Source organism: Exiguobacterium sp. EA-TM-5 (assembly GCF_053878415.1).
On the sequence record NZ_CM132670.1, the window covers coordinates 1,386,103 to 1,408,601 of the forward strand.

The following is a 22,499-nucleotide window of genomic DNA, read 5'->3' on the forward strand; positions in this document are numbered from 1 at the left end:
ATGCTACAGGCGTCCATACAATTTCCACGTTAAAGGGGTGGACCTTTATGTTTAAATTCAACGAAGAAAAAGGTCAGCTAAAATGTTCTTTCTGTGGAAAGACACAAGAACAAGTACGCAAACTTGTTGCTGGACCTGGCGTTTACATTTGCGACGAGTGTATCGAACTCTGCAATGAAATCGTAGAGGAAGAACTCGGTACAGAAGAAGAAGTCGAGCTAAAGAATGTTCCGAAACCGCATGAAATTCGTACGACACTTGACGATTATGTCATCGGTCAAGAGAAAGCGAAAAAATCGTTATCTGTAGCGATGTATAATCACTACAAACGAATCAATGCTGGTGGTCGCGCGGATGATGTCGAGCTCTCAAAATCGAATATCGTCATGATCGGGCCAACAGGTAGCGGTAAAACACTTCTTGCCCAAACGATGGCACGTATCTTGAACGTACCGTTTGCGATTGCAGATGCAACAAGTTTGACGGAAGCAGGTTATGTCGGTGAAGACGTCGAGAACATCCTGTTGAAACTCATCCAAGCAGCGGATTACGATGTCGAGAAGGCTGAAAAAGGAATCATTTACATTGATGAGATCGATAAGATTGCTCGTAAATCAGAAAATCCATCAATCACACGTGACGTTTCCGGTGAGGGTGTTCAACAAGCCTTGCTGAAGATTTTGGAAGGAACGGTTGCAAGTGTACCGCCACAAGGTGGCCGGAAACATCCGCATCAAGAATTCATTCAAATCGATACGACGAACATCTTGTTCATCGTTGGTGGAGCATTCGATGGTATCGATCAGTCCATCAAACGTCGTCTCGGTAAAAAAGTCATCGGCTTCGGAAACGATTCAGAGAACCGTAACCTCACACAAAAAGAAATTCTAGCAGCTGCATTGCCAGAAGATCTTCAAAAGTTTGGTTTGATTCCTGAGTTCATCGGTCGTTTGCCAGTCATGGCGACACTCGAGCCACTGGATGAAGAGGCACTTGTTCAAATCTTGACGAAACCGAAAAACGCCCTCGTTAAACAATATAAGAAAATGCTTCAACTTGATGATGTCGAACTCGACTTCACGGAAGATGCACTTCTTGAGATTGCGAAACTTGCGATCCAACGTAAAACAGGTGCGCGTGGTCTTCGTTCGATCATCGAAGAAACTATGCTAGATATCATGTTCGAAATCCCATCGCGTGAAGACATCGCGAAAGTCATCATTAAAGCAGAAACGTTGACTGGTAAACGTGGTCCAACGCTTGAGTTGAAAGATGGTACAATTGAACATGGGAAAGAAAAAGAAACGGCGTAACACCGTGACAAATCGGCTCGGAGGCTACTTGTACGCCTTTCCGAGTCTTTTTGTTTAGGAGGAATTCGAATGAAGAAAAAACAATATCCACTTTTACCTTTACGCGGTGTCGTCGCGTATCCGTTAATCGGGTTGACGATTGATGTAGGGCGTCCCGTGTCTTTAAAAGCATTATTAGCATCAAAGGAACACGAGATTGATCTCGTCGTCGTCACGCAACGTGACCCGGAAGCAGAGCCGTCTGTTGACGGATTACATCAAGTCGGTACACTCGTCCAAATCGCGAAGATGAGCGAACTGGGTAATGATACGGTTCGTGTCCGTGTCATCGGGAAGGAACGCGTCCGGATTGAAAATGTCGAAGAGACAGACGAAGGCTACCAAGCCGTCATCGAACCAATCGAGAAGATGGACATCAAAGGGGCAAAACAAGAAGCGCTCGTCCGTCTCATCAAAGAACAGTTTGGTCAGCTCGTTTCCCGCATCAAAGGCATCGGAACGGATGAGCGTCGTCGCTTTGAGACCTATGAACGCCTCGATTCACTGACGGACTATATCACGTCGAAGTTACCGATCGATATCTCGAAGAAACAGGAGTTCCTTGAACAACAAGATCCTGTCGAGCGAGGATTGATGTTGCTTGACGTCATGAAACATGAATATGAAGTCGTCGAACTCGAACGTGAGATGCGTGAGCGGACGAAGAAGACGATTGAACAATCACAACGCGAGTATTACTTGCGGGAACAATTGAAGACGATTCAACAAGAACTCGGCGGCGAGTCCGCTTCTGTTGAAAGTGATGCAACGAAATACCGGGAGCAGTTAGCGATGCTTGATTTACCAGAAACGACGGTTGCGAACGTCGAGAAGGAAATCAGTCGTTTAGCCGTCGTACCAGCGACGAGTCCGGAACATGGTGTCATTCGCAACTACCTCGAATGGTTCTTCTCGTTACCGTGGAACGAAGCAACGGACGATTTCTTGAACGTCTCAGCAGCTTCGGAACAGCTCGACGAGGACCATTATGGTTTAGAGAAGGTCAAAGAACGGATTCTTGAGTATCTTGCTGTTCGTCAGTTGACGGATTCGCTACGCGGTCCGATTCTTTGTCTGTCTGGACCTCCAGGAGTCGGGAAAACGTCACTCGCACGATCCATCGCAACAGCACTCGAGCGGAAATTCGTTCGTGTCTCACTTGGTGGTGTACGTGACGAAGCAGAGATTCGGGGACATCGCCGGACATATATCGGTGCAATGCCAGGGCGAATCATTCGGGGCTTAAAACAAGCAGGAACGAACAACCCAGTCTTCTTACTCGATGAAATCGATAAGATGTCAAACGACTTCCGTGGCGATCCGTCGTCAGCAATGCTTGAAGTCCTTGACCCGGAACAAAACAACAGCTTCTCGGATCACTATATCGAAGAACCGTTCGATTTATCGAACGTCCTCTTCATCGCGACAGCGAACGATGTCTCGAATATTCCAGGACCGTTGCTTGACCGGATGGAACTGATTCAAATCGGTGGCTATACGGAACAAGAGAAGACGGAAATTGCTGTTCGTCACTTGTTGTCAAAACAACTTGCTGAGCACGGCTTGAAAAAGAGTCAATTGACGGTCAAAGCAGATGCCCTAGAAGAAGTCGTCCGGCGTTATACACGAGAAGCAGGTGTTCGGAATCTCGAACGCGTTCTCGGATCACTTTGTCGGAAAGCGGCGAAACAAATCGCGATGGGTGAGAAGAAGCGTGTGACGGTGACGAAGCGTAATCTAGATGATTTCTTAGGTAAGCCGATCTACCGTTATGGTCAAGGTGAGCTCGAAGATATGATTGGCGCAGTGACTGGTTTAGCGTATACTGCTTTTGGGGGCGATACGTTGACGATCGAAGTCAGCCTTGCTCCGGGTAAAGGGAAGTTGCAGTTAACTGGGAAACTCGGAGACGTCATGCAAGAGTCGGCTCAGACCGCGTACAGCTTCGTCCGAGCGAACGCGACTTCACTTGGCATCGAACCGAACTTCTACGAAACGCAGGATATTCACATTCACGTTCCTGAAGGTGCCGTACCAAAAGACGGTCCATCTGCTGGAATCACACTCGCGACGGCATTGATTTCCGCCTTGACGAAGCGTCCGGTACGCCGTGACGTCGGGATGACAGGTGAAATCACGTTACGTGGACGTGTCTTACCAATTGGTGGATTAAAAGAGAAGTCGCTCGCAGCGCATCGTGCTGGCTTGACGACTGTTCTTCTACCACAAGATAATACGCGGGACATCGATGATATCCCGGAAAGCGTCCGCGCAGGAATGGAATTTATTCCGGTCGCGACGATGGAGCAAGTGCTCGAACATGCATTAAAAGGAGAGTAACATGAAAATTTATAAAGCTGATTTTATTACGAGTGGCGTCAATCCGGAACATTATCCGGAGCCATTGTTGCCAGAAGTGGCACTCGCAGGACGATCGAATGTCGGAAAGTCCTCTTTCATCAACAAATTGGTCCAACGTAAAGCGCTCGCGCGGACGTCTTCAAAACCAGGTAAAACACAAACATTGAACTTCTTTAACATCAATGATGAAGTCATGTTCGTCGACGTACCCGGTTACGGCTATGCAAAAGTATCGAAGACGGAACGCGAAGCGTGGGGCAAGATGATGGAGAAGTACTTCACACAACGCGAAATTCTCAAAGGTGTTGTCCAACTCGTCGATATTCGTCACGATCCTTCTGCGGATGATGTAACGATGTATGATTTCTTGAAGTATTACGATCTACCGGTCATCGTTGTTGCGACAAAACTCGATAAAATCAAAAAGAGTCAACGTGATAAACATATCGCGGCAATCAAACGTAAGTTGCAATTTGACGGTCAAGATACCTTGATTCCCTTCTCATCTGAAACAGGAGAAGGCGTCGATGAAGCATGGGAAGCGATTTATCGCTTGCTATAAATTTATTTTTAACCTATGAAATCAGTAAGATTTCGTAGGTTTTTTTTATGTATTTTACATATGATATGTTTTATGAAAAAACTATTATTTCGTAATATAGTGTGTGAAAATAACTATAGTTATCTAATAAAAAGGAGAGTGAACAGTTTGGATTTGCTTCGAAACAAATGGTTTAAAGCATTAATCTGGATCTTAGTGATTTTTCTCGTCATCTGGGTTGGAACGAAGATCTCATTTTTATTCCAGCCGATTCGTGTCATGTTGGCATTAATCTTCCCGCCACTGATCATCGCGGGGATCTTCTATTACTTTACGCTCGGTATCGTTGATGCGTTACAAAAGCGGGTCAAAAAACGTGGACTTGCCGTGCTGATCGTCTTGCTTGGTTTCATTACGATTCTGACGATTGCCGTTGCGTCGATTGGACCGATTTTAGTCGAGCAGGTGACAGATTTTGCAACGAGTATTCCGACGCTCGTCGTCGAATTGCGTGATCAAACTTTAAATTTACGCGATCAATTGATGAACAATCGTTTCATCTCGACATGGGTACACGAGAATACGGACTTATTTGACAAGTGGACGAATGAAGCAACATCGTATATCGGTACGGTCTTTAAGTCCGTCTCGACGTCAGTTGGAACGATTTTCGGTGTCATCTCTTCGACCGTCTTAATCATTGTCTTAGTGCCGTTCATCTTAGTCTACATGCTGCTCGATGGTTATAAATTTCCAGACTCCGTCGTGAAACTGTTGCCGAAAAGCTATGAGACGGAAACACGTAAAATCTTGCACGACATGCATGTGACAGTAAAGCACTATGTCAACGGACAGGTCATCGTCTCGATTTGTGTTGGTGTGATGTCATTGATCGGTTTCTTCATCTCCGATATTCAATATGCGTTACTACTTGCCCTATTCTGTACGGTCACGAATATCATTCCGTATCTTGGACCTTACATTGGTGCCGTTCCGGCAGTTATCGTTGGGTTCATCGATGATCCGATTAAGGCGGTCTATGCGATCATTACGATCGTCGTAGCACAGCAAATCGAATCAAACTTGATCTCGCCTTATGTTCAAGGGAAAACGCTCAAGGTTCACCCGTTAACGATCATCATCGTCTTACTCGTTGCCGGAAAAATTGGTGGCATCATCGGTGTTATCTTAGCGGTTCCGACATATGCAGTTTCAAAAGTTGTCGTTCAGAACATCGCCCGGATCTACCGTTTGCGTCAACAACGTCTCGACGTACCAGACGTGACGGTTTCACCCGAATCATTGAAGTAAGTGTAACCCTCTGCTCTTTTTAGGAGCAGGGGGTTTGTGATTTTTACGAGAGAGGGATAAGGTAGAAGAAGAGAAAAAATGAAGAAGATTTCACAACTTCGACTCATTTTAGTTTATAAATTGATTGGAATCTTTTTTATAATGGTTATAATGTAGGATAGAGAACGAAAAGATAGATCGGAACGAAATCTTTGGACGTAAGGGGTAGAGCGCATGCATATCGTAGTGGTCGGCTTGAATAACAAAACAGCGCCAGTATCAATACGCGAACAAGTCTCATTCGGGGAGCATGAGATGAAGGGAGCGGTCGTCGCATTGCGCGATGAAAAAAGTATTTTTGAGAGTGTTATCGTCTCGACATGTAACCGGACCGAATTATATGTCGTAACGGATCAACCACATACAGGACGTTATTATACAAAACGTTTCCTCGCGAACTGGTTCGGTTTGACGATGGAAGAACTCGAACCGTATCTCTTCATTCACGAAGGATTCGATGCGATGAAACACCTGTTCCGCGTAACAAGTGGACTTGATTCCATGATCGTCGGTGAGACGCAAATCTTAGGTCAAGTCAAGACGAGCTTCTTCATGGCACAAAAGCTTGAAACAACAGGAACGGTCTTTAACAAACTCTTTAAAGAAGCGGTCACGCTCGCCAAACGGGCTCACGCAGAAACTGGAATCGGTGAAAATGCCGTTTCTGTCAGTGCTGCTGCCGTCACGCTTGCCGAACAGTTACTCGGATCGCTTGAAGATAAATCAATCGTCGTCATTGGTGCGGGAGAAACCGGCGAACTGACGACGCTCAACTTATATGAAGCTGGTGCACGTGACATCACGGTCTTTAACCGGACGTTAGCAAAAGCAGAAGAGGTCGCGAATCGGTTCGAAGGATCGGCACATTCGATTAATGAGATGCAGTGCGGTTTGCTTCGGGCAGACATCGTCATCTCTTCAACGGGTGCAAAACGTGCCATCATTAAACGAGAAGACATCGCGGCAGCACAGCTGTTCCGGCACGATCGCCCATTCCTATTGATCGACATCGCCGTTCCACGCGACATCGAACCGACTGTTGGCGATTTGCCAGGCGTTCATTTATACGACGTGGATGATCTTACATCGATCGTTCAACAAAACATGGCGGAACGGATGAAAGAAGCCGCGAAGATTGAACAACGGATCGAAGCAGCGATTGCCGAGTTTGAAGGATGGATGACGACACTTGGTGTCGTACCAATCATCACGGAACTCCGAGATCAAGCATTACGGATTCAACAAGAAACGATGCAGAGCTTGGAACGGAAATTACCGGAGATGTCAAAACGCGAAAAAACTGTCATCGGCAAACACATGAAATCAATCATCAACCAGTTGTTACGTGAACCGTTGTCTTATATCAAAGATGCGGCAGCGAAACCAGATGCGGATGAGCGGATTGCACAGTTCATGGATACGTTTGCATTAAACGAAGACTTGTTCGAAGGTCTTGAAGAAGACGTCATGACGTCAGAAGAGACAACACCTTCAGCAAAAGCTGTGAACCGGTGAACAAAGCACGATTTGTGTTACAATAGAAAATGCATGGGGCGGACTTGTGCCGCCCCTTTATCATTGTACAGGGGGATTTTAGCATGCGAAAAATCATTGTTGGATCGCGAAGCTCGAAGCTAGCGATGACACAGACGAAATGGGTCATTGACCAGTTGAAACAAGCCGGCGCACCGTATGAGTTCGAAATCAAGAACATCATCACAAAAGGGGACCGCATTTTGGATGTGACGCTCTCGAAAGTCGGCGGAAAAGGATTATTCGTAAAAGAGATCGAACAGCAGATGATTGATGAAGAAATCGATTTTGCCGTTCATAGCATGAAGGATTTACCTTCTGAATTGCCAGACGGTCTTATCATCGGTGCAACACCGGCACGTGTTGATGCCCGTGATGCCTTGATCACGAAAACAGGAGAAGGTCTTGCTTCCTTGCCGGAAGGTGCGATCGTTGGTACGAGTAGCTTACGTCGCGGATCGCAATTGCTAAAACTCCGCCCTGATTTAAAAATCGAATCGATTCGTGGAAACATTGATACACGACTCGATAAATTAAAAAATGGTCCGTTTGACGGGATTCTGCTTGCAGCAGCTGGTCTACAACGGATGGGTTGGTCTGAAGACGTCGTTTCGGAATATCTTTCAACAGAAGACATGATTCCAGCCGTCGGTCAAGGGATCCTCGGTATCGAATGTCGGGAACATGACCAAGAAGTACGTGATCTCTTGCACCTGATCCATGATCAGATGACAGAAAAAGTGGCTTACGCAGAGCGTGCTTTCCTAGCAGCGATCGAAGGTAGCTGCCATGTTCCTGTTGGTGGATTCGCAACGATCAACGAAGACATGTCAACGACACTTGTCGGATTCATTGGATCTGTTGATGGAGAGCAAATCTTACTCGAGCGCGAATCAGGTCTTGATCCGATGCAACTCGGTCAAGATGTGGCCGAACGTTTGCTTGCTTCGGGTGGTCGTGAGATTCTCGCGACACTTCCGGATGACTTATAAGCAGGTTCTGTTTACAGGGAGTCGGCCACCGACGAACGAGCAGGTGGCTCGACTACGCGCATTTGCGATTGAGAGTGTACACTATCCGGTCATTGAAACGCGACCCGTTTCGTTTACGTTGCCTCAGGGAATTGATTGGCTCGTCGTGACGAGTCCGAATGGTGTCCACCGGATTGCTGACGCGTTGTCTGAATTAACACAGACCAAGATCGCGGTCGTCGGTCGAAAGACGGCAGACGTGCTTTTAAAGTACGGACGACAAGCTGATTTCATACCTTCGACTTTTACAGGAGATGCGCTCGTCGAAGAACTTGTGCCACACTTATCTGACGATGATCACATCGTGTTTGCGCGCGGAAATCGGTCGCGTCAAGCGCCAGTCGATCAGTTACGGAAACTGAATCGATTCACGATTGAAGATATCATCACCTATGAAACCGTCACACGTCGACTACCTGAAGCACTTGTCAGAACTGCCACCTATATTGGACTGCAGAGTCCTTCTGCTGTCGAAGCGATTGCGCCGTTAGTCCCACAGACGATATTCATCGTCATCGGGACGATCACGGAGCAAGCAGCAAAAGCAGCCGGACTTCAACCGATCCATGTCGCCCGTGAATTCACGGTTGATGGCATGATTGATCGTATCATTGAGGAGGAATCAGCATGAACACATTAGAATACGCACGTCACCGTCGTTTACGTCATACCGCATCACTCCGGTCACTCGTCCGCGAGAACCAATTGCATAAATCGGATTTGATTTATCCGATCTTCGTCGCTGAAGGCGAAGATATCAAACGCGAAGTCAGCTCGATGCCTGGCGTCTTTAACTTATCACTCGATCATCTGACGGCTGAGATTGAAGAAGTCGTCGCACTTGGAATCGAATCCGTCATCTTATTCGGTGTTCCGCACGACCACTTAAAAGACGAGCAAGGATCAGGCGCGTTTCACGATCATGGGATCGTTCAAGAAGCGACACGTCTCGTTAAAAAGGTTGCACCGCAGCTAACGGTCATTGCCGACACATGCTTATGTGAGTATACGTCAACGGGTCACTGTGGTATCGTCGCGGACGGTACGGTCGATAATGATGCATCATTACCGCTCCACGTCAAAACAGCTATCTCACAAGCGCGGGCGGGTGCTGACGTCATCGCTCCATCATCGATGATGGACGGATTCGTCGCAGCGATTCGTCAAGGGTTGGACGAGAACGGCTTCAGCCATATTCCGGTCATGAGCTATGGCGTTAAATATGCATCTGCTTATTATGGTCCATTCCGTGACGCGGCAAACTCGGCACCAGGAGAAGGCGACCGGAAAGGTTATCAAATGGATCCAGCAAACCGTCGTGAAGCGTTCCGCGAAGCAACAGCGGACGTCGATCAAGGAGCGGACTTCATGATCGTGAAACCAGCGCTCGCGTTCATGGACATCATTCGTGATGTGCGCGAGCGGATCGATTTACCGATTGTTGCGTATAACGTATCAGGTGAGTATGCCATGGTGAAAGCCGCAGCCTTAAACGGTTGGATCGACGAAGAACGAATCGTCCTTGAGACGATGCTTGGCTTTAAACGAGCAGGCGCTGATTTAATCATCACCTATTTCGCAAAAGACATTTGTCGTTACCTGGAGGGGTCGAAATGAGCTTAATTAACCAGAACTCAAAATCAAAAGCAGCATTCGAGCGGGCACTCCCGCTCATGCCGGGTGGCGTTAACAGCCCGGTTCGTGCTTATAAATCAGTTGGGATGACACCGATCTTTGCAGATCACGCAAAAGGTTCGAAGCTCTATGATATCGATGGGAAAGAGTACATCGATTACGTCTTGTCATGGGGGCCGATGATCCTTGGTCACGCCGATCCAATCGTCACGTCGGCAATCCAAGAACAAGCGACACGTGGGTGGAGTTATGGGACACCAACAGAAATCGAATCAGCGATGGCGGAAGTCGTCATTAGCCGTGTACCATCGATTGAAGTCGTCCGGATGGTCAACTCAGGTACGGAAGCAACGATGGCAGCACTTCGTCTTGCACGTGGATATACAGGTCGGACGAAAATTCTCAAGTTCGAAGGTTGTTACCATGGTCATGGTGACTCGCTCTTAATCAAAGCAGGTTCAGGTGTCGCGACACTCGGACTACCGGATTCACCAGGGGTTCCAGCACAAATCGCTAGCATGACGTTGACAGTTCCGTACAACGATTTAGACGCTGTCCGGATTGCGTTCGAAAAACACGGCGACGATATCGCTGGTGTCATCGTCGAACCGGCTGCTGGGAACATGGGCTTCGTCCCACCAGAACCAGGATTCCTCGAAGGCTTACGGGAAATCACATCAGAAAACGGTACATTGCTGATCTTTGACGAAGTCATGACTGGTTTCCGTGTCGGCTTCCACTGTGCCCAAGGATACTTCGGTGTCACACCAGATATCACATGTCTCGGAAAAGTCATCGGTGGCGGAATGCCGGTCGGTGCTTACGGCGGACGTCGTGACATCATGGAGCAGATCGCACCACAAGGTCCAATCTATCAAGCGGGTACGTTATCCGGAAATCCACTTGCGATGGCAGCTGGTCTAGCGACATTGACACAGCTGAAACCAGAGCACTACGAAGAGTTCGACCGGAAAGCAGGTCGTCTGTCAGAAGGCTATCTGAATGCTGCAGCGAAATATAACATTCCGTTGACGACGAATCGGGCGGGCGCGATGTTTGGTGTCTTCTTCACAGATGAGCGCGTCACGAACTTCGAAAAAGCGAAATCATCGAACCTTGAGATGTTCCGTTCGTATTATCAAAAAATGGCGGCACGTGGAGTCTTCTTGCCACCGTCACAATTCGAAGGTCTGTTCCTATCGATTGCCCATACGGACGAAGACATCGAGCGGACGATCGAAGCTGTCGAATTGACGTTCAAGGAACTCCAAATCGAATTCGGTCGTTAAGCAGTTCTTGACGATTACTTGAAGTCTCGGCTAAAATAAGTAAAGAAGAAAATGGCAACAGCGATGACGGGAAGAGTAGTCCTGTATTCGTACCGGTATAGAGAACACATCCTTGGCTGAAAGATGTGACGGACGAACAGGAGGAAGGTCACCCCACGAGCTGGTATCGTGAGTCTTACGAGCGATATCCGTCCTCCACACGTTACGTGGCTCGAGGGCATCCGATTTTGGATGAACTAAGGTGGTACCGCGGAGAAAAGCAACGGCTTTCTTTCGTCCTTAGCATAGGACGAGAGAAGCCGTTTTTATTATGGACAAAAAGGGAGCGATCAGGATGCAGGAATTATCAATGCCAACGAAGTATGATCCGCAGGCAACGGAAGAAAAATGGTACGACTTTTGGGTGAAAGGTGACTATTTCAAAGCCGATCAGGATCCAGAGAAAGAGCCATACACGATCGTCATTCCACCACCGAACGTCACAGGGAAATTGCATCTCGGTCATGCTTGGGATACGACGTTACAAGACATGTTGACACGGATGAAACGGATGCAAGGGTTCGACGTCCTTTACTTACCAGGAATGGACCATGCTGGTATCGCGACTCAAGCAAAAGTCGAACAAAAATTACGGGCAGAAGGGCAATCACGTCTTGAAATGGGTCGTGAGAAATTCCTCGAGCAATCGTGGGCATGGAAAGAAGAGTACGCCTCAACAATCCGTGCACAATGGGCAAAACTTGGTCTTGGACTCGATTACTCGCGGGAACGCTTCACGCTTGATGAAGGATTGTCAGAAGCGGTTCAAGAAGTCTTCGTTAAACTTTACGAAAAAGGCTTAATCTACCGCGGCGAATATATCGTCAACTGGGACCCAGCAACGAAAACAGCAATCTCAGATATCGAAGTTATCTATAAAGACATCGAAGGTGCCTTCTATCACTTCAGCTATCCACTAACGGACGGTTCAGGTCACGTGGAACTGGCGACAACACGTCCAGAGACGATGCTTGGTGATACAGCAATTGCCGTTAACCCGAAAGATGAGCGTTATGCTCACCTTGTCGGAAAAACGATTACGTTACCAATCGTTGGTCGCGAGATTCCGATTGTTGCTGATGATTATGTCGACATGGAGTTCGGTACAGGCGTCGTGAAAATTACACCAGCCCACGATCCGAACGACTTCGAAGTCGGTAACCGTCACGAGTTACCACGTGTCCTCGTCATGAATGAAGACGGAACGATGAACGAGAACGCAGGTAAATACGAAGGCATGGATCGCTTCGAATGCCGTAAACAAATCGTTGAAGATTTAAAAGCAGCAGGCGTTTTGATTAAAATCGAGCCACACTTACACTCTGTCGGTCACTCGGAACGTTCCGATGCAATCGTTGAACCCTATCTCTCACTCCAATGGTTCGTTAAAATGGAACCACTGGCACAAAAAGCACTTGAGGAGCAACAAGGACCGGACAAAGTCAATTTCGTTCCACAACGCTTTGAAAACACGTATGTACGCTGGATGGAAAACATCCGTGACTGGTGTGTCAGCCGCCAACTATGGTGGGGACATCGGATTCCGGCTTGGTACCATAAAGAAACGGGCGAAGTCTACGTTGGTAAAGAAGCGCCAACTGACATCGAGAACTGGGAGCAAGACAACGATGTCCTCGATACGTGGTTCTCTTCAGCGCTCTGGCCGTTCTCGACGATGGGTTGGCCGAACACAGACGCAGCGGATTATCAAAAATACTTCCCGACATCGACACTCGTTACGGGTTATGACATCATCGCTTTCTGGGTATCACGGATGATCTTCCAATCGTATGAATTCACGGGACAACGTCCATTCCAAGACGCCTTGATCCACGGATTGATTCGTGATTCGGAAGGACGCAAGATGTCGAAATCACTCGGTAACGGGATTGATCCGATGGATGTCATCGAGAAGTACGGTGCTGATTCACTGCGTTGGTTCTTAACGACAGGATCGACACCAGGAAACGACCTTCGCTTCTACTGGGAAAAAATCGAAGCAACATGGAACTTCTCGAACAAATTGTGGAACGCTAGCCGTTTTGCTTTGATGAACATGGATGGTCTAACGTTTGATCAGATTGATTTAACAGGTGAGAAATCACTAGCAGACAAGTGGATCCTGACACGCTTACAGACAACGATCGATGACGTGACACGTCTGTCGGATAAATACGAGTTTGGTGAAGCAGGACGTATTCTTTACCACTTCATTTGGGAAGATTTCTGTAACTGGTACATCGAAATGGCGAAGTTACCACTCAACGGGGAAGACGAAGCAGCGAAGCAGACGACACGTTCGGTTCTCGCCTATACGCTCGACCGGATCATGCGCTTGATGCATCCATTTATGCCGTTTATCACGGAAGAAATCTGGCAGCACTTACCGCATGAAGGTGAAACGATCACACGTGCCGCATGGCCAACACGTGATGCGTCACTCGACTTCCCGGAAGCTGTTCCAGCCTTCGAGGCGGTTCAAAACGTTATCCGTTCAGTTCGTAACATCCGCGCTGAAGTCAACGCACCGATGTCGAAACAGATTCAATTATTCATCTCGACGAACGATGCACGCGTTCAAGACGACTTGTCGTCAAACAGCTCGTACTTGCAAAAGTTCACGAATGCGTCTGAACTCCGGATCGAAGAACAGATGCCAGCACCAGAAAAAGCGATGAGTGCAATCGTGACGGGAGCAGAATTATTCATCCCGCTCGCAGACTTGATCAACATCGAGGAAGAAATCGCGCGCTTGAATAAAGAACTCGTCAAATATACGAAAGAAGTCGAACGGGTCGAGAAAAAACTCAACAACCCTGGCTTCGTCGGTAAAGCACCAGCACATGTCATTGATGAAGAAAAAGCGAAGGCGCTTGACTACACGGAAAAACGTCAAGCTGTCGAAGCACGCATCAACGAACTCTCACATTAATAACAGCAGTGGCTCAAGTCTCCTTGAGCCACTTTTTTTAAAGGAGCGAACAGCATGAGGACGCGAGAAGATGTATTGGATTGGTTATCGAGTTTACTAGCATTCGGTGTCAAACCGGGTCTTGAACGGATGCAGGCGATGCTACTGGAATTACAGATTGACCCGGACGCGATTCCAACGATTCATGTCGCCGGCACGAACGGGAAAGGATCGACGGTTGCGTTCTTACGTGAGATGGGGATTGCGGAAGGATTGCGGATTGGAACATTTACGTCGCCGTACATCATTCAGTTTGAGGAACGGATTATGTTAAACGGAGTGCCGATTGCGGAAGACGATCTCGTTGCGGCTGCAATCGCCGTTCAGTCTGCTATTCAGCATATCGATCCGGCACTCGGTACGGTAACTGAGTTCGAAGCATTGACGGGACTTGCCGTCTATTACTTTGATCAGATTCGACCCGACTTTGTCATTTATGAAGTCGGACTCGGTGGTCTGTATGACTCAACGAATGTCTTCACAAAGCCGGTCGCCGCGATCATCACGTCAATTGGACACGACCATCAAGCAATTCTCGGAGATACGCTCCAAGAGATCGCGTTACAAAAGTTCGGCATTATCAAACAAGGGACACCAGTCATCGCCGGGAAACTGCAAGAAGAACTGACGGTACCGTTAATGGCGTATTGCGGCGACCGAAATGCGACATTGAAATGGAGCCAGGAAGCCATCATTCGCTACCGATTAAAAGAGACGGGGACCTGGGCGACATATGATGGGATTCCTGAGACACGTCTTGGTCTAGAAGGCCATCACCAAGTTCATAATGCGGCGAATGCCGTCATCTGTGCGCGACGACTCGGGTGGTCGAAAGCGGCGATCCGAAAAGGACTGCGGGAAGCAAAACATCCGGGGCGATTTGAAATCATCTCGCGTAAGCCACGAATCATTCTCGATGGTGCGCATAATCCGGAAGGGATCACGGCACTTGTTGAACGGTTAAAAGAGGAATCGAAGCCGGTGACATTGCTCTGTTCGATTTTGCGTGACAAAGACCGAGAGGCAATGCTTGCGCAGTTACGTAGCATTACATCAGATATCTATGAGACGACATTTGATTTTCCTAGAGCTCGTACGATAGAGGAGTTACAACAAGATGGTGGAAACGTGACGACAGTTGAAGCGTTCTTCGCTCAATTAAATAAGAAACGGACATATGTCGTGACAGGATCGCTCTATTTCATTAGTGAAGTGCGGCAAATGTACACAAACTCTTTTACAAAATAGGGAAAATGCGATTTCACTCGTTATAATGAAATTGGGGAAGTATAGTCCCGGATTTCAAAGACATGATGAGGAGACGATGAGCGATGAGACAGTGGGTCCGATTGTTAATAGCAAGCTTACTGATTTTTTCAAGCTTTACGTATATACATGAACCGCATTCAAAAGCGGCAACAGGAGAAAAATTCAAGATATTAGAAATTCGCGATGATTGGTCGACGACGAACCGGATTGATCCGGGAACGTCAATTACATCGTTGTCATTGTTAAAAGAACTGAATACAAGTCAATACGAAATCAAGATGATGACGGTCAAAGAGTTAAATGCGTCTCGTTTCCCACTTGATGGTGCATTTGATGCGATCGTTTTTGATCCATCTATTTTTACTGGAACAGACCGTTATTCGATTACAGTATCTGATTCGAAATCCAAACAGCATAATACCAGTAAAATCGAAAATGATATTACAAAGTTAAAAGCGAATGAAATTTTGAAGAACTATATTCAAAAAGGTCTGCCAGTCTTTTTACACTCTGATGTGCTGACACATGCGACGAGTAATTTTACTTCGATTTTTAAGCCGAGTATGACGACTGGATCTTCGATTGCGTATACCGATATGAAGCAAGTTGTACTTCGTTTACAATCAGAAAAAATCGAGCGACCACGTCTAAGTAAAGTAGCAGTCTCACAAAATGGTCTTTCGTTAACAAAAGTTGATAAATCCGCTCCCGCATCACCTGATAAGGCAATCGACTTCAACTATTCGCTCGATCAATCCTCAGCCAATACGCGCGTTCAGTTGTATATTGATTTCAATAGTAATGACCAGTTCGAGGAATCAGAAAAAGTCGATGAAAAACCAGCGATGGTTTCTGGCTCATTATCCTATCAATTTGATGCACCGAGTTATACAGGACCACGGAACTGGATGATTAAAGTCGTAAGTGAAGACGGACTAACAGATTATAAGGTAGGAAGTTTCTTGATGAAAGACCAAGTGGCAGAAGCGAAGATTCTACAAGTCACTCGTTCGGGATCAACCGGCTCCATTAATGGATTCATGTCGGGCTCGCTGTTGAAACAAGATGGATTATATGACTTTAATGTCGAAGTATTATCTGCAACAACATTCAACTCGGATTTTCAAAAGAAAAATTTAAATACAAATTATGACATGTTGATTTTCGGGTTCCAAGATTCATATGGTGCTGCTGCACTTAGTGATCCTGCATCTAATGCAATTCTTGACTTTACGAATACCGGTCAAGGATTGATGTTGACACACGATACGATTTTCAGACCAGCTCAAACCGATAAACCCGAATTATTCTGGGAAACGAAATTTGCTGACCTCGCTGGTCAAAAGAACTTTACAAATATGGGATACGGGGCGCAACGACCATCAGGACAGGCAGTCAAACAAAATGCTGGGGTCATGACATCGTATCCATTTGCTTTAGCAGATACAGTAGCAATTGCAACGACCCACAATCAATACTTTGGCTTGGATCTTGAGCAACCGGACCTCATTCCGTGGTATAACATCCGCGAAAAAGATATGAGTACCTCGAACCAGGCAGCTGGTCGAACGATTGGGGACGCACGCAACCACTACTATATGTACACAAAAGGAAACGTTACGTATTCTGGAGCAGGACACACAACAAAATTTGATCAGCAACAAGAAAAAGAACTGTTCTCAAATACGATGTATCGCGCTTTCATCGGTGCGAACCACAAGCCATTAATCAAGAATATCTTGCCAACGGACAAATCGAGCTATCTTGAGAATGAGCCGTTGACGATTTCTTATCAAGTCAACGACTATGATCTGCAAGATCGTGAGCTAAAGACACGGATCTATATTGATAATGAGAAAGTCTTTGAAAACAATAAGTTGAAGAACAACTCATTCGTCAGTCAATCCTTCGAATCAAAATTAAAAGGTAAAACAAGTGTTACGATTCGAATCGAAGCAGAGGATCAGCGGGGAGCTAAGGCAATCGAGACACGGACCGTACAAGTTGTTCGACCTGCTGTTTCTGCTCCTTTCGTATTATCTCGTTCTATTGATCCGGCTACTATTCCTAATGGTGAGATGGCTGAAATTTCATATACCATTAAAACAACACCTATGAAACAACAAGAAGCTATTGGGGAGAATGGCTATATCAAAGGAAAATTTTCTGTGACGATGGAAAATATACTGTTCAATGAAAAATTACCGAGTAATTTAGAAGTGGTTTCAACTAGTGGGTTAAAGGATGCTATTATTTCTGGACAGTCTATAAAAGGCTACGCACCAAACATTGAATACGATGAAGCACTTGACGGCATTTACCAAGGGCAGTGGGTAGCTAAACAATCAGAAATAACATTTAAAGTAAAAGTAAAAGCTAAAGAATCTGCGGGAATTTACACGCTCGATAAAAAAGATAATGTGCTAACATCAACTAAAAATGTCTATAAAAACGAAACAAATCGTTCAGATAAACTAACGACAGTAAATAATGATCCACAAGTATTTCCTACACTTGGCTACGCATTGACACCGGCATTTGCGACAAGTGCGAAAATTCCATCCGTCAAGATGGATATTACGACATCATCGTATAAGGTCTTGCCAGAGATCAATCCTACAGGTAGTCAATATGGAACGTTAAAATGGTCGATCGTCGATCCGACGATTGCTTCGATTGATGAAGCAGGGGTCATTAAACCGAAAAAAGTCGGTACGACACAAATCAAATTAGTCGTTCCTGTAGGTAATGGAAAAGAACTCACAACGACATCTGATCTCGTGATCAATGATGTATTTGGGGGATTAATCGTAAGAAATGTACCAGATACACTGTACGTCGGTGAAACGAAATCCATGACGGGCATCGCCTCGATGATTTCAGGAAACGAAACACCGATTCAATGGATTATCACAAATGATTCGCACGTCAAAACGAACGGTTTATCGAAAAACACATTAGATTTGACCGGGAAAACACCGGGAACAATCACGGTTAAAGCTGTCGTTCCGGCAGAAGCAGGAAGTTCAACATACCTTGCCCAGTCTACGACCTATACAATTCAAGTGAAGTTACCGGAACTATCGGTCGCTCCAAGTAATCTAGAACTCTGGGTCGGATCAACACAGGATGTGACGGCAACATTCAAACCGAATTACCCGTTACCATTTACGACGTCTACGTTGAGTAGTGCGATTGAACTGACACCAACGACGAACGGTTATACGATTACAGGTAAGACCGGTACTCCAAATGGTGCTGTCGAAGCGTTACTCACATTAACGAACTTCTCAGATACGGTAGCGAAGACACTCGTTCGAGTCCGTGAGAACCCGATTAATGTATCGGCTGATGATTTAATCATGACGATGAAGGATGAAAACAAACGGCCACTCTTAGGATGGTTCCCGGAAACGACGACTGAACGATTTTATCGGATGGAAGTGACACAAGGGAAAGAGTATGTCAAAGTCGATCCGACTGGTCAAGCTTTGCAACCGTTACGTCCTGGTGTGGCTCGAATTAAAGTAACTGTGCTAAAAGAAAATAAAGATGTGTTGGAAGTCTTGAAAAATGATCAGAAAGCACCTTTGAGTACAACATTTAAGGTGACGATTGGTTCAGATTCAGGATCAACCGACTTGGATGGAGATGTATATTAAAAAGTGGGGAAGTTGGATATGAAACGAAAACGCATCGTTGTCATCCTTTTGATCGTGATTTTGACTGGAGTCGGAGTTACAAGTTACGTCATCCAATCGAATCGAAAAACTGAACTAGAACAGGCGTTACGTTCAGAGAAGCCTATGGAATTAGCATCCGCGTTAAAAAGTTCAGACATGTCTACATCGGAAAAAAATCGTTATATTGGTCGTTTTCAAGAGACGCTTGCATTTGAAAAGGCTGAATTGCTATTAGATTCTAAGACATCTCAAAATCAAATGAATTGGTTTTATGCGGCGCAGTTTGCTCCTCGAGATACAGTGGCTACTTGGCTTAAAAAGGGAGCAAAAGTTAATCAGTTAAATCAGAAGAAACAATCTGTTCTTCATGTGGCAACGAGTGTGAATCGTTCCAGTGATGCGTATGCTTTACTCGTCAAGCGCGCAACGTCTAAAGATTTAAATCGAATCGATGCGTACGGCCATACACCCTTATTTTATGCCACACTTGACCAAAATGAGACAGTCATCGAGTTACTTCTAGGGGCTGGTGCCGATCCGAACCTAGGAAAAGAACGTCCGATCTATGAGACAGTCAAACAAAATCGAAAAGATTTATTTGAATTGTTAAAGCAGCATGAGGCAAAAGTGGAAACAAAACAAGTAAAGAAGATTGCAAAAATGTATCGCGCAACGACATTTTAAGCAATAACAAAGACCCCCTCATCGAGTTGATGAGGGGGTCTTATGATTACTGTTGAATGCGTTTTGGTGTTTCGACATACATTTGGACAGAGCGATTTAAAGGTAATAAAGAAGTTGGATTTTTCAAAACGGTTGCATCATAGGCCATGCGTAATCGAGAAGCTTTAGCATCCGAAGATTTATTGGCGATCATGAGTCGTTCTAGATCCGTCACATTGGCAGGAAACTGATTCTCTGCTAAATCGAGTTTTCCACGATAGGCGTTTACTTCTAGTTTCCCTCTCGTAAAGATTCCACCATGTACGTTCATCGTTGACCCGACAGAGTAGATCGTATTGATTTGATCGTCATCGCTGTAAAGGAAAGCATTTAAGTCGGGTGTAGTCGTTCGGGGTGTTGAAAATTTATTCACCCGGTTAATGACGAGTGTTCCTTTACTCAGTAGGATTAAAGTGTTTTGTTTCGTTGAGGAAGCGAGACCTTGGATATTCGCATCATCGAGACGACTTGTACCTGTCGTATAAATCGTTGTCGCAAAACCAACATTCCCTCGAACGAGAAGGTTACCTAAGACGACAAGAGGACGTTTGATTTCTAATGGTTGGTCAACAGGATTTAGAGAAGAAATCGTCAGATTCCCATTAATGATTAAGGGCTCTAGTGTTTCTTGCACTAAATCATCTGTCAATGTAATCGTATTGTTTGTGTTCGGTGCTGGGCTAATCATCTGTCGTTTCGTATCAAGTGTCGTTAAAAAAGGACCAGGCAAGACAGATTGTGGAATAGCGGAATCTTTTAAGGACGTAGTAATTTGCGCAAGAGGTGTATTTGTCGGTAACTTCAAAAAATCATTCAAGGCATAGTTGAAGTCAAATGGAACGAGTGCTTCTTTCGTTGCGACTAATTCGGTTGAAGCTTTGGGGTCAAAAATACTGCGGTCACATGAGAAATAATCTTCGCATTGAAGTAAGGGTAGATTTTTTTCTTGAAAAACGCGTACTTGACCAGCGACATAGGGCAGTGCTTGTGTATTCGTGAACTTACCATTTTCATTATTGTATTTAAAATAAGGAGTAGCGGTTGCTTTCAAAGGATTTCGCGAGAAGATATTACCTTCAATCAAAGGTGCACCGTTGAGGATGACTTGATTATCCGAGCCGAGTGTATAGTATAAAAAACTCGGAATGGCAGATAAATACACACGTTGACGGTACGTTTTACGAATCGCAGGTTGGTCTCCTTTTTGTTTCGTGACCGATGCTGTTAAATCTAACGCTTTGACTCGGATATTTGAAGCGGTATCGTTCACTTCGATGGTGACATTTGGAACGATAGATTTTAAAGGTGAAATGATTGAACTGTTCAAGTTATTGAATAAAGTTTGAGACGACGTTGTCGGTGAAGTGCCAGTTGTCTTGACAACGATTTGCTGTAATGCAGCAACGGCTTGATCCAAATCATTTTGAGTGGATGTCTCAACGTCGATATCTGTTTCGCGGATCTCAGTTAATCGTGTGGACTGTAGACTGATACCAATCGTGGCTATGGCAAGAACGGAAAGTACCGTTAGCGTGACGAGTACGAATAATAAAGTATAACCTTGTTCGGATTTACGCATGATTAATTCCTTTCTAGATCAAAATCCAATCGTACTCGTGAAGGTTTGTACTTCTTCTTGATCAGTTGACTGGATTCGAGTCGTGATGGTCAAAATCCCATGGATGACATAACGACCAGGATACGTACTTCCGGTGATCGTTTGATATTCAGGACTAGATAATGTGAAGGTTTGAAAAAGTTCGGATTGCTCATCGATCGATTGCGGCTCTGACGTATAGACAAGTTTATCGCCTTGTTGCTGTTCGGTCAGGAACGTATATGTAACAGGTTTTACGGTAGATGTGGATGCTGAAGCCTCTTCTGTTGCATTGAACGGTTGAAATCCACTAGCTCGTTCGAGTAATCCCGTGTCATTGTTCAGCGTAGGCAATGTTCTTTTATAAAAAGAGAGCGTTTTCGCTTCATCGATGCGAATCGCATCAAAGCCACTGACCTCATTTAAAATGATGCCGATTCGACTATCCGCTTCACTACGTAATTCACTAATGATACCAGTCGCTCGAAAACTTTTCGTTCCGGAAATGAACACCGTTAAGATGACAGCACTGAAAATAGAAGCAACGACGATTGAGACAAGTAGTTCGACGAGTGTGAATCCTTCACTTTGTTGTTGGAAAGCTTTGGTTGAGCGTCGCATTCGTAATCGATCCTTTCAAAGTCGTAATCGGTTCAGTCGTTCCTTCTACATACACGTATACATAAAGATCGAGTAGATTTGGATTCACTTCACCTTCCATTTTATGAGGTGTCACACTGTACTTCACATCAAATGAAATATTGTTGATTTCAGGATCAGTAAAAATTGACGTGCAAATAGCCGATACACCACAAGAAGGAGTGCCGGGTTCTGGAATCACGTAATTTCCATTCAGATAAACGGCATTCAGTGCTTCTTGAGATAATGAAACAAAAGAAAAGGCTTCATTCGTTTTCGCTTCAATCGCTTCTCGCTTTATGTAAGAAGTAGCATTTTTAGCTAAATAGTTCGCAAACGTCAATTCCGTGCTAGTGCGTGATGCTGAAAGAGATTGCGAAAAGATACTGATCAATGAGACAGAGATAATCGACAGAATCGTAATACTGACAAGAACCTCGATTAATGAAAATCCGTCTTGTTTGTGTTGCATATGCTCACCTCTTC

At 45.5% G+C, this 22,499-nt stretch carries 16 protein-coding genes and 1 other annotated feature; of the genes, 13 read left to right on the top strand and 3 right to left on the bottom strand.

What is annotated here, in order from left to right; translation table 11 throughout:
• The first annotated feature begins 47 nt into the window (after positions 1-47).
• The 13 genes from clpX (at position 48) to ACV3PA_RS07175 (ending at position 19,738) form a co-directional block, all read left to right on the top strand.
• Entirely contained in the window at positions 48-1,313 is a 1,266-nt protein-coding gene (clpX, locus tag ACV3PA_RS07115) for an ATP-dependent protease ATP-binding subunit ClpX (protein ID WP_456125882.1), read from the top strand.
• Between the two features lie 69 nt (positions 1,314-1,382).
• Positions 1,383-3,692 carry an endopeptidase La gene (lon, locus tag ACV3PA_RS07120; RefSeq protein ID WP_053453983.1) on the top strand — a complete coding sequence of 770 codons (2,310 nt, stop codon included), beginning with the start codon at positions 1,383-1,385 and terminating at the stop codon, positions 3,690-3,692.
• Position 3,693: 1 nt separating this feature from the next.
• Positions 3,694-4,275: a ribosome biogenesis GTP-binding protein YihA/YsxC gene (gene yihA / locus ACV3PA_RS07125; RefSeq protein WP_053453982.1), complete on the top strand. Its 582-nt coding sequence runs from the start codon at positions 3,694-3,696 to the stop codon at positions 4,273-4,275.
• A gap of 147 nt (positions 4,276-4,422) precedes the next feature.
• Positions 4,423-5,565, top strand: a complete 1,143-nt coding sequence (locus ACV3PA_RS07130) for an AI-2E family transporter (RefSeq protein ID WP_456125883.1) — start codon at positions 4,423-4,425, stop codon at positions 5,563-5,565.
• A gap of 213 nt (positions 5,566-5,778) precedes the next feature.
• Positions 5,779-7,119 carry a glutamyl-tRNA reductase gene (gene hemA / locus ACV3PA_RS07135; protein WP_456125884.1) on the top strand — a complete coding sequence of 447 codons (1,341 nt, stop codon included), beginning with the start codon at positions 5,779-5,781 and terminating at the stop codon, positions 7,117-7,119.
• 83 nt (positions 7,120-7,202) lie between these two features.
• Positions 7,203-8,129: a hydroxymethylbilane synthase gene (gene hemC / locus ACV3PA_RS07140; RefSeq protein WP_053453979.1), complete on the top strand. Its 927-nt coding sequence runs from the start codon at positions 7,203-7,205 to the stop codon at positions 8,127-8,129.
• On the top strand, positions 8,119-8,799 hold the full coding sequence (locus tag ACV3PA_RS07145) for a uroporphyrinogen-III synthase (protein WP_053453978.1): 681 nt from the start codon (positions 8,119-8,121) through the stop codon (positions 8,797-8,799). The genes hemC and ACV3PA_RS07145 overlap by 11 nt, the downstream gene beginning before the upstream one ends.
• Complete coding sequence (hemB, locus tag ACV3PA_RS07150) at positions 8,796-9,785, top strand: porphobilinogen synthase (RefSeq protein ID WP_023468970.1); 990 nt, start codon at positions 8,796-8,798, stop codon at positions 9,783-9,785. Before ACV3PA_RS07145 ends, hemB begins: the two co-directional genes overlap by 4 nt.
• Positions 9,782-11,092, top strand: a complete 1,311-nt coding sequence (hemL, locus tag ACV3PA_RS07155) for a glutamate-1-semialdehyde 2,1-aminomutase (RefSeq protein ID WP_456125885.1) — start codon at positions 9,782-9,784, stop codon at positions 11,090-11,092. The genes hemB and hemL overlap by 4 nt, the downstream gene beginning before the upstream one ends.
• Positions 11,093-11,146: 54 nt before the next feature.
• Positions 11,147-11,376: a binding site (T-box leader), on the top strand.
• 50 nt (positions 11,377-11,426) lie between these two features.
• Entirely contained in the window at positions 11,427-14,063 is a 2,637-nt protein-coding gene (locus ACV3PA_RS07160; RefSeq protein ID WP_053453975.1) for a valine--tRNA ligase, read from the top strand.
• A 54-nt stretch (positions 14,064-14,117) separates the two neighbouring features.
• Complete coding sequence (locus ACV3PA_RS07165) at positions 14,118-15,350, top strand: bifunctional folylpolyglutamate synthase/dihydrofolate synthase (protein ID WP_456125886.1); 1,233 nt, start codon at positions 14,118-14,120, stop codon at positions 15,348-15,350.
• Between the two features lie 83 nt (positions 15,351-15,433).
• On the top strand, positions 15,434-19,033 hold the full coding sequence (locus tag ACV3PA_RS07170; protein WP_456125887.1) for a DUF5057 domain-containing protein: 3,600 nt from the start codon (positions 15,434-15,436) through the stop codon (positions 19,031-19,033).
• A gap of 18 nt (positions 19,034-19,051) precedes the next feature.
• The gene (locus ACV3PA_RS07175) at positions 19,052-19,738 is read left to right on the top strand and encodes an ankyrin repeat domain-containing protein (protein ID WP_456125888.1); all 687 of its coding nucleotides are present in this window, start codon (positions 19,052-19,054) and stop codon (positions 19,736-19,738) included.
• A 46-nt stretch (positions 19,739-19,784) separates the two neighbouring features.
• Here ACV3PA_RS07175 and ACV3PA_RS07180 read toward each other — a convergent pair whose 3' ends face one another.
• Genes ACV3PA_RS07180 through ACV3PA_RS07190 form a run of 3 tightly spaced genes read right to left on the bottom strand, consistent with a single transcriptional unit; the run spans position 19,785 to position 22,485 of the window.
• Positions 19,785-21,356: a type II secretion system protein gene (locus tag ACV3PA_RS07180; RefSeq protein ID WP_456125889.1), complete on the bottom strand. Its 1,572-nt coding sequence runs from the start codon at positions 21,354-21,356 to the stop codon at positions 19,785-19,787.
• Between the two features lie 18 nt (positions 21,357-21,374).
• Positions 21,375-21,995: a prepilin-type N-terminal cleavage/methylation domain-containing protein gene (locus tag ACV3PA_RS07185; protein WP_053453970.1), complete on the bottom strand. Its 621-nt coding sequence runs from the start codon at positions 21,993-21,995 to the stop codon at positions 21,375-21,377.
• Positions 21,958-22,485, bottom strand: coding sequence for a type IV pilus modification PilV family protein (locus ACV3PA_RS07190; RefSeq protein WP_053453969.1), 528 nt, complete (start codon positions 22,483-22,485; stop codon positions 21,958-21,960). Before ACV3PA_RS07190 ends, ACV3PA_RS07185 begins: the two co-directional genes overlap by 38 nt.
• Between the last annotated feature and the right edge of the window lie 14 nt (positions 22,486-22,499).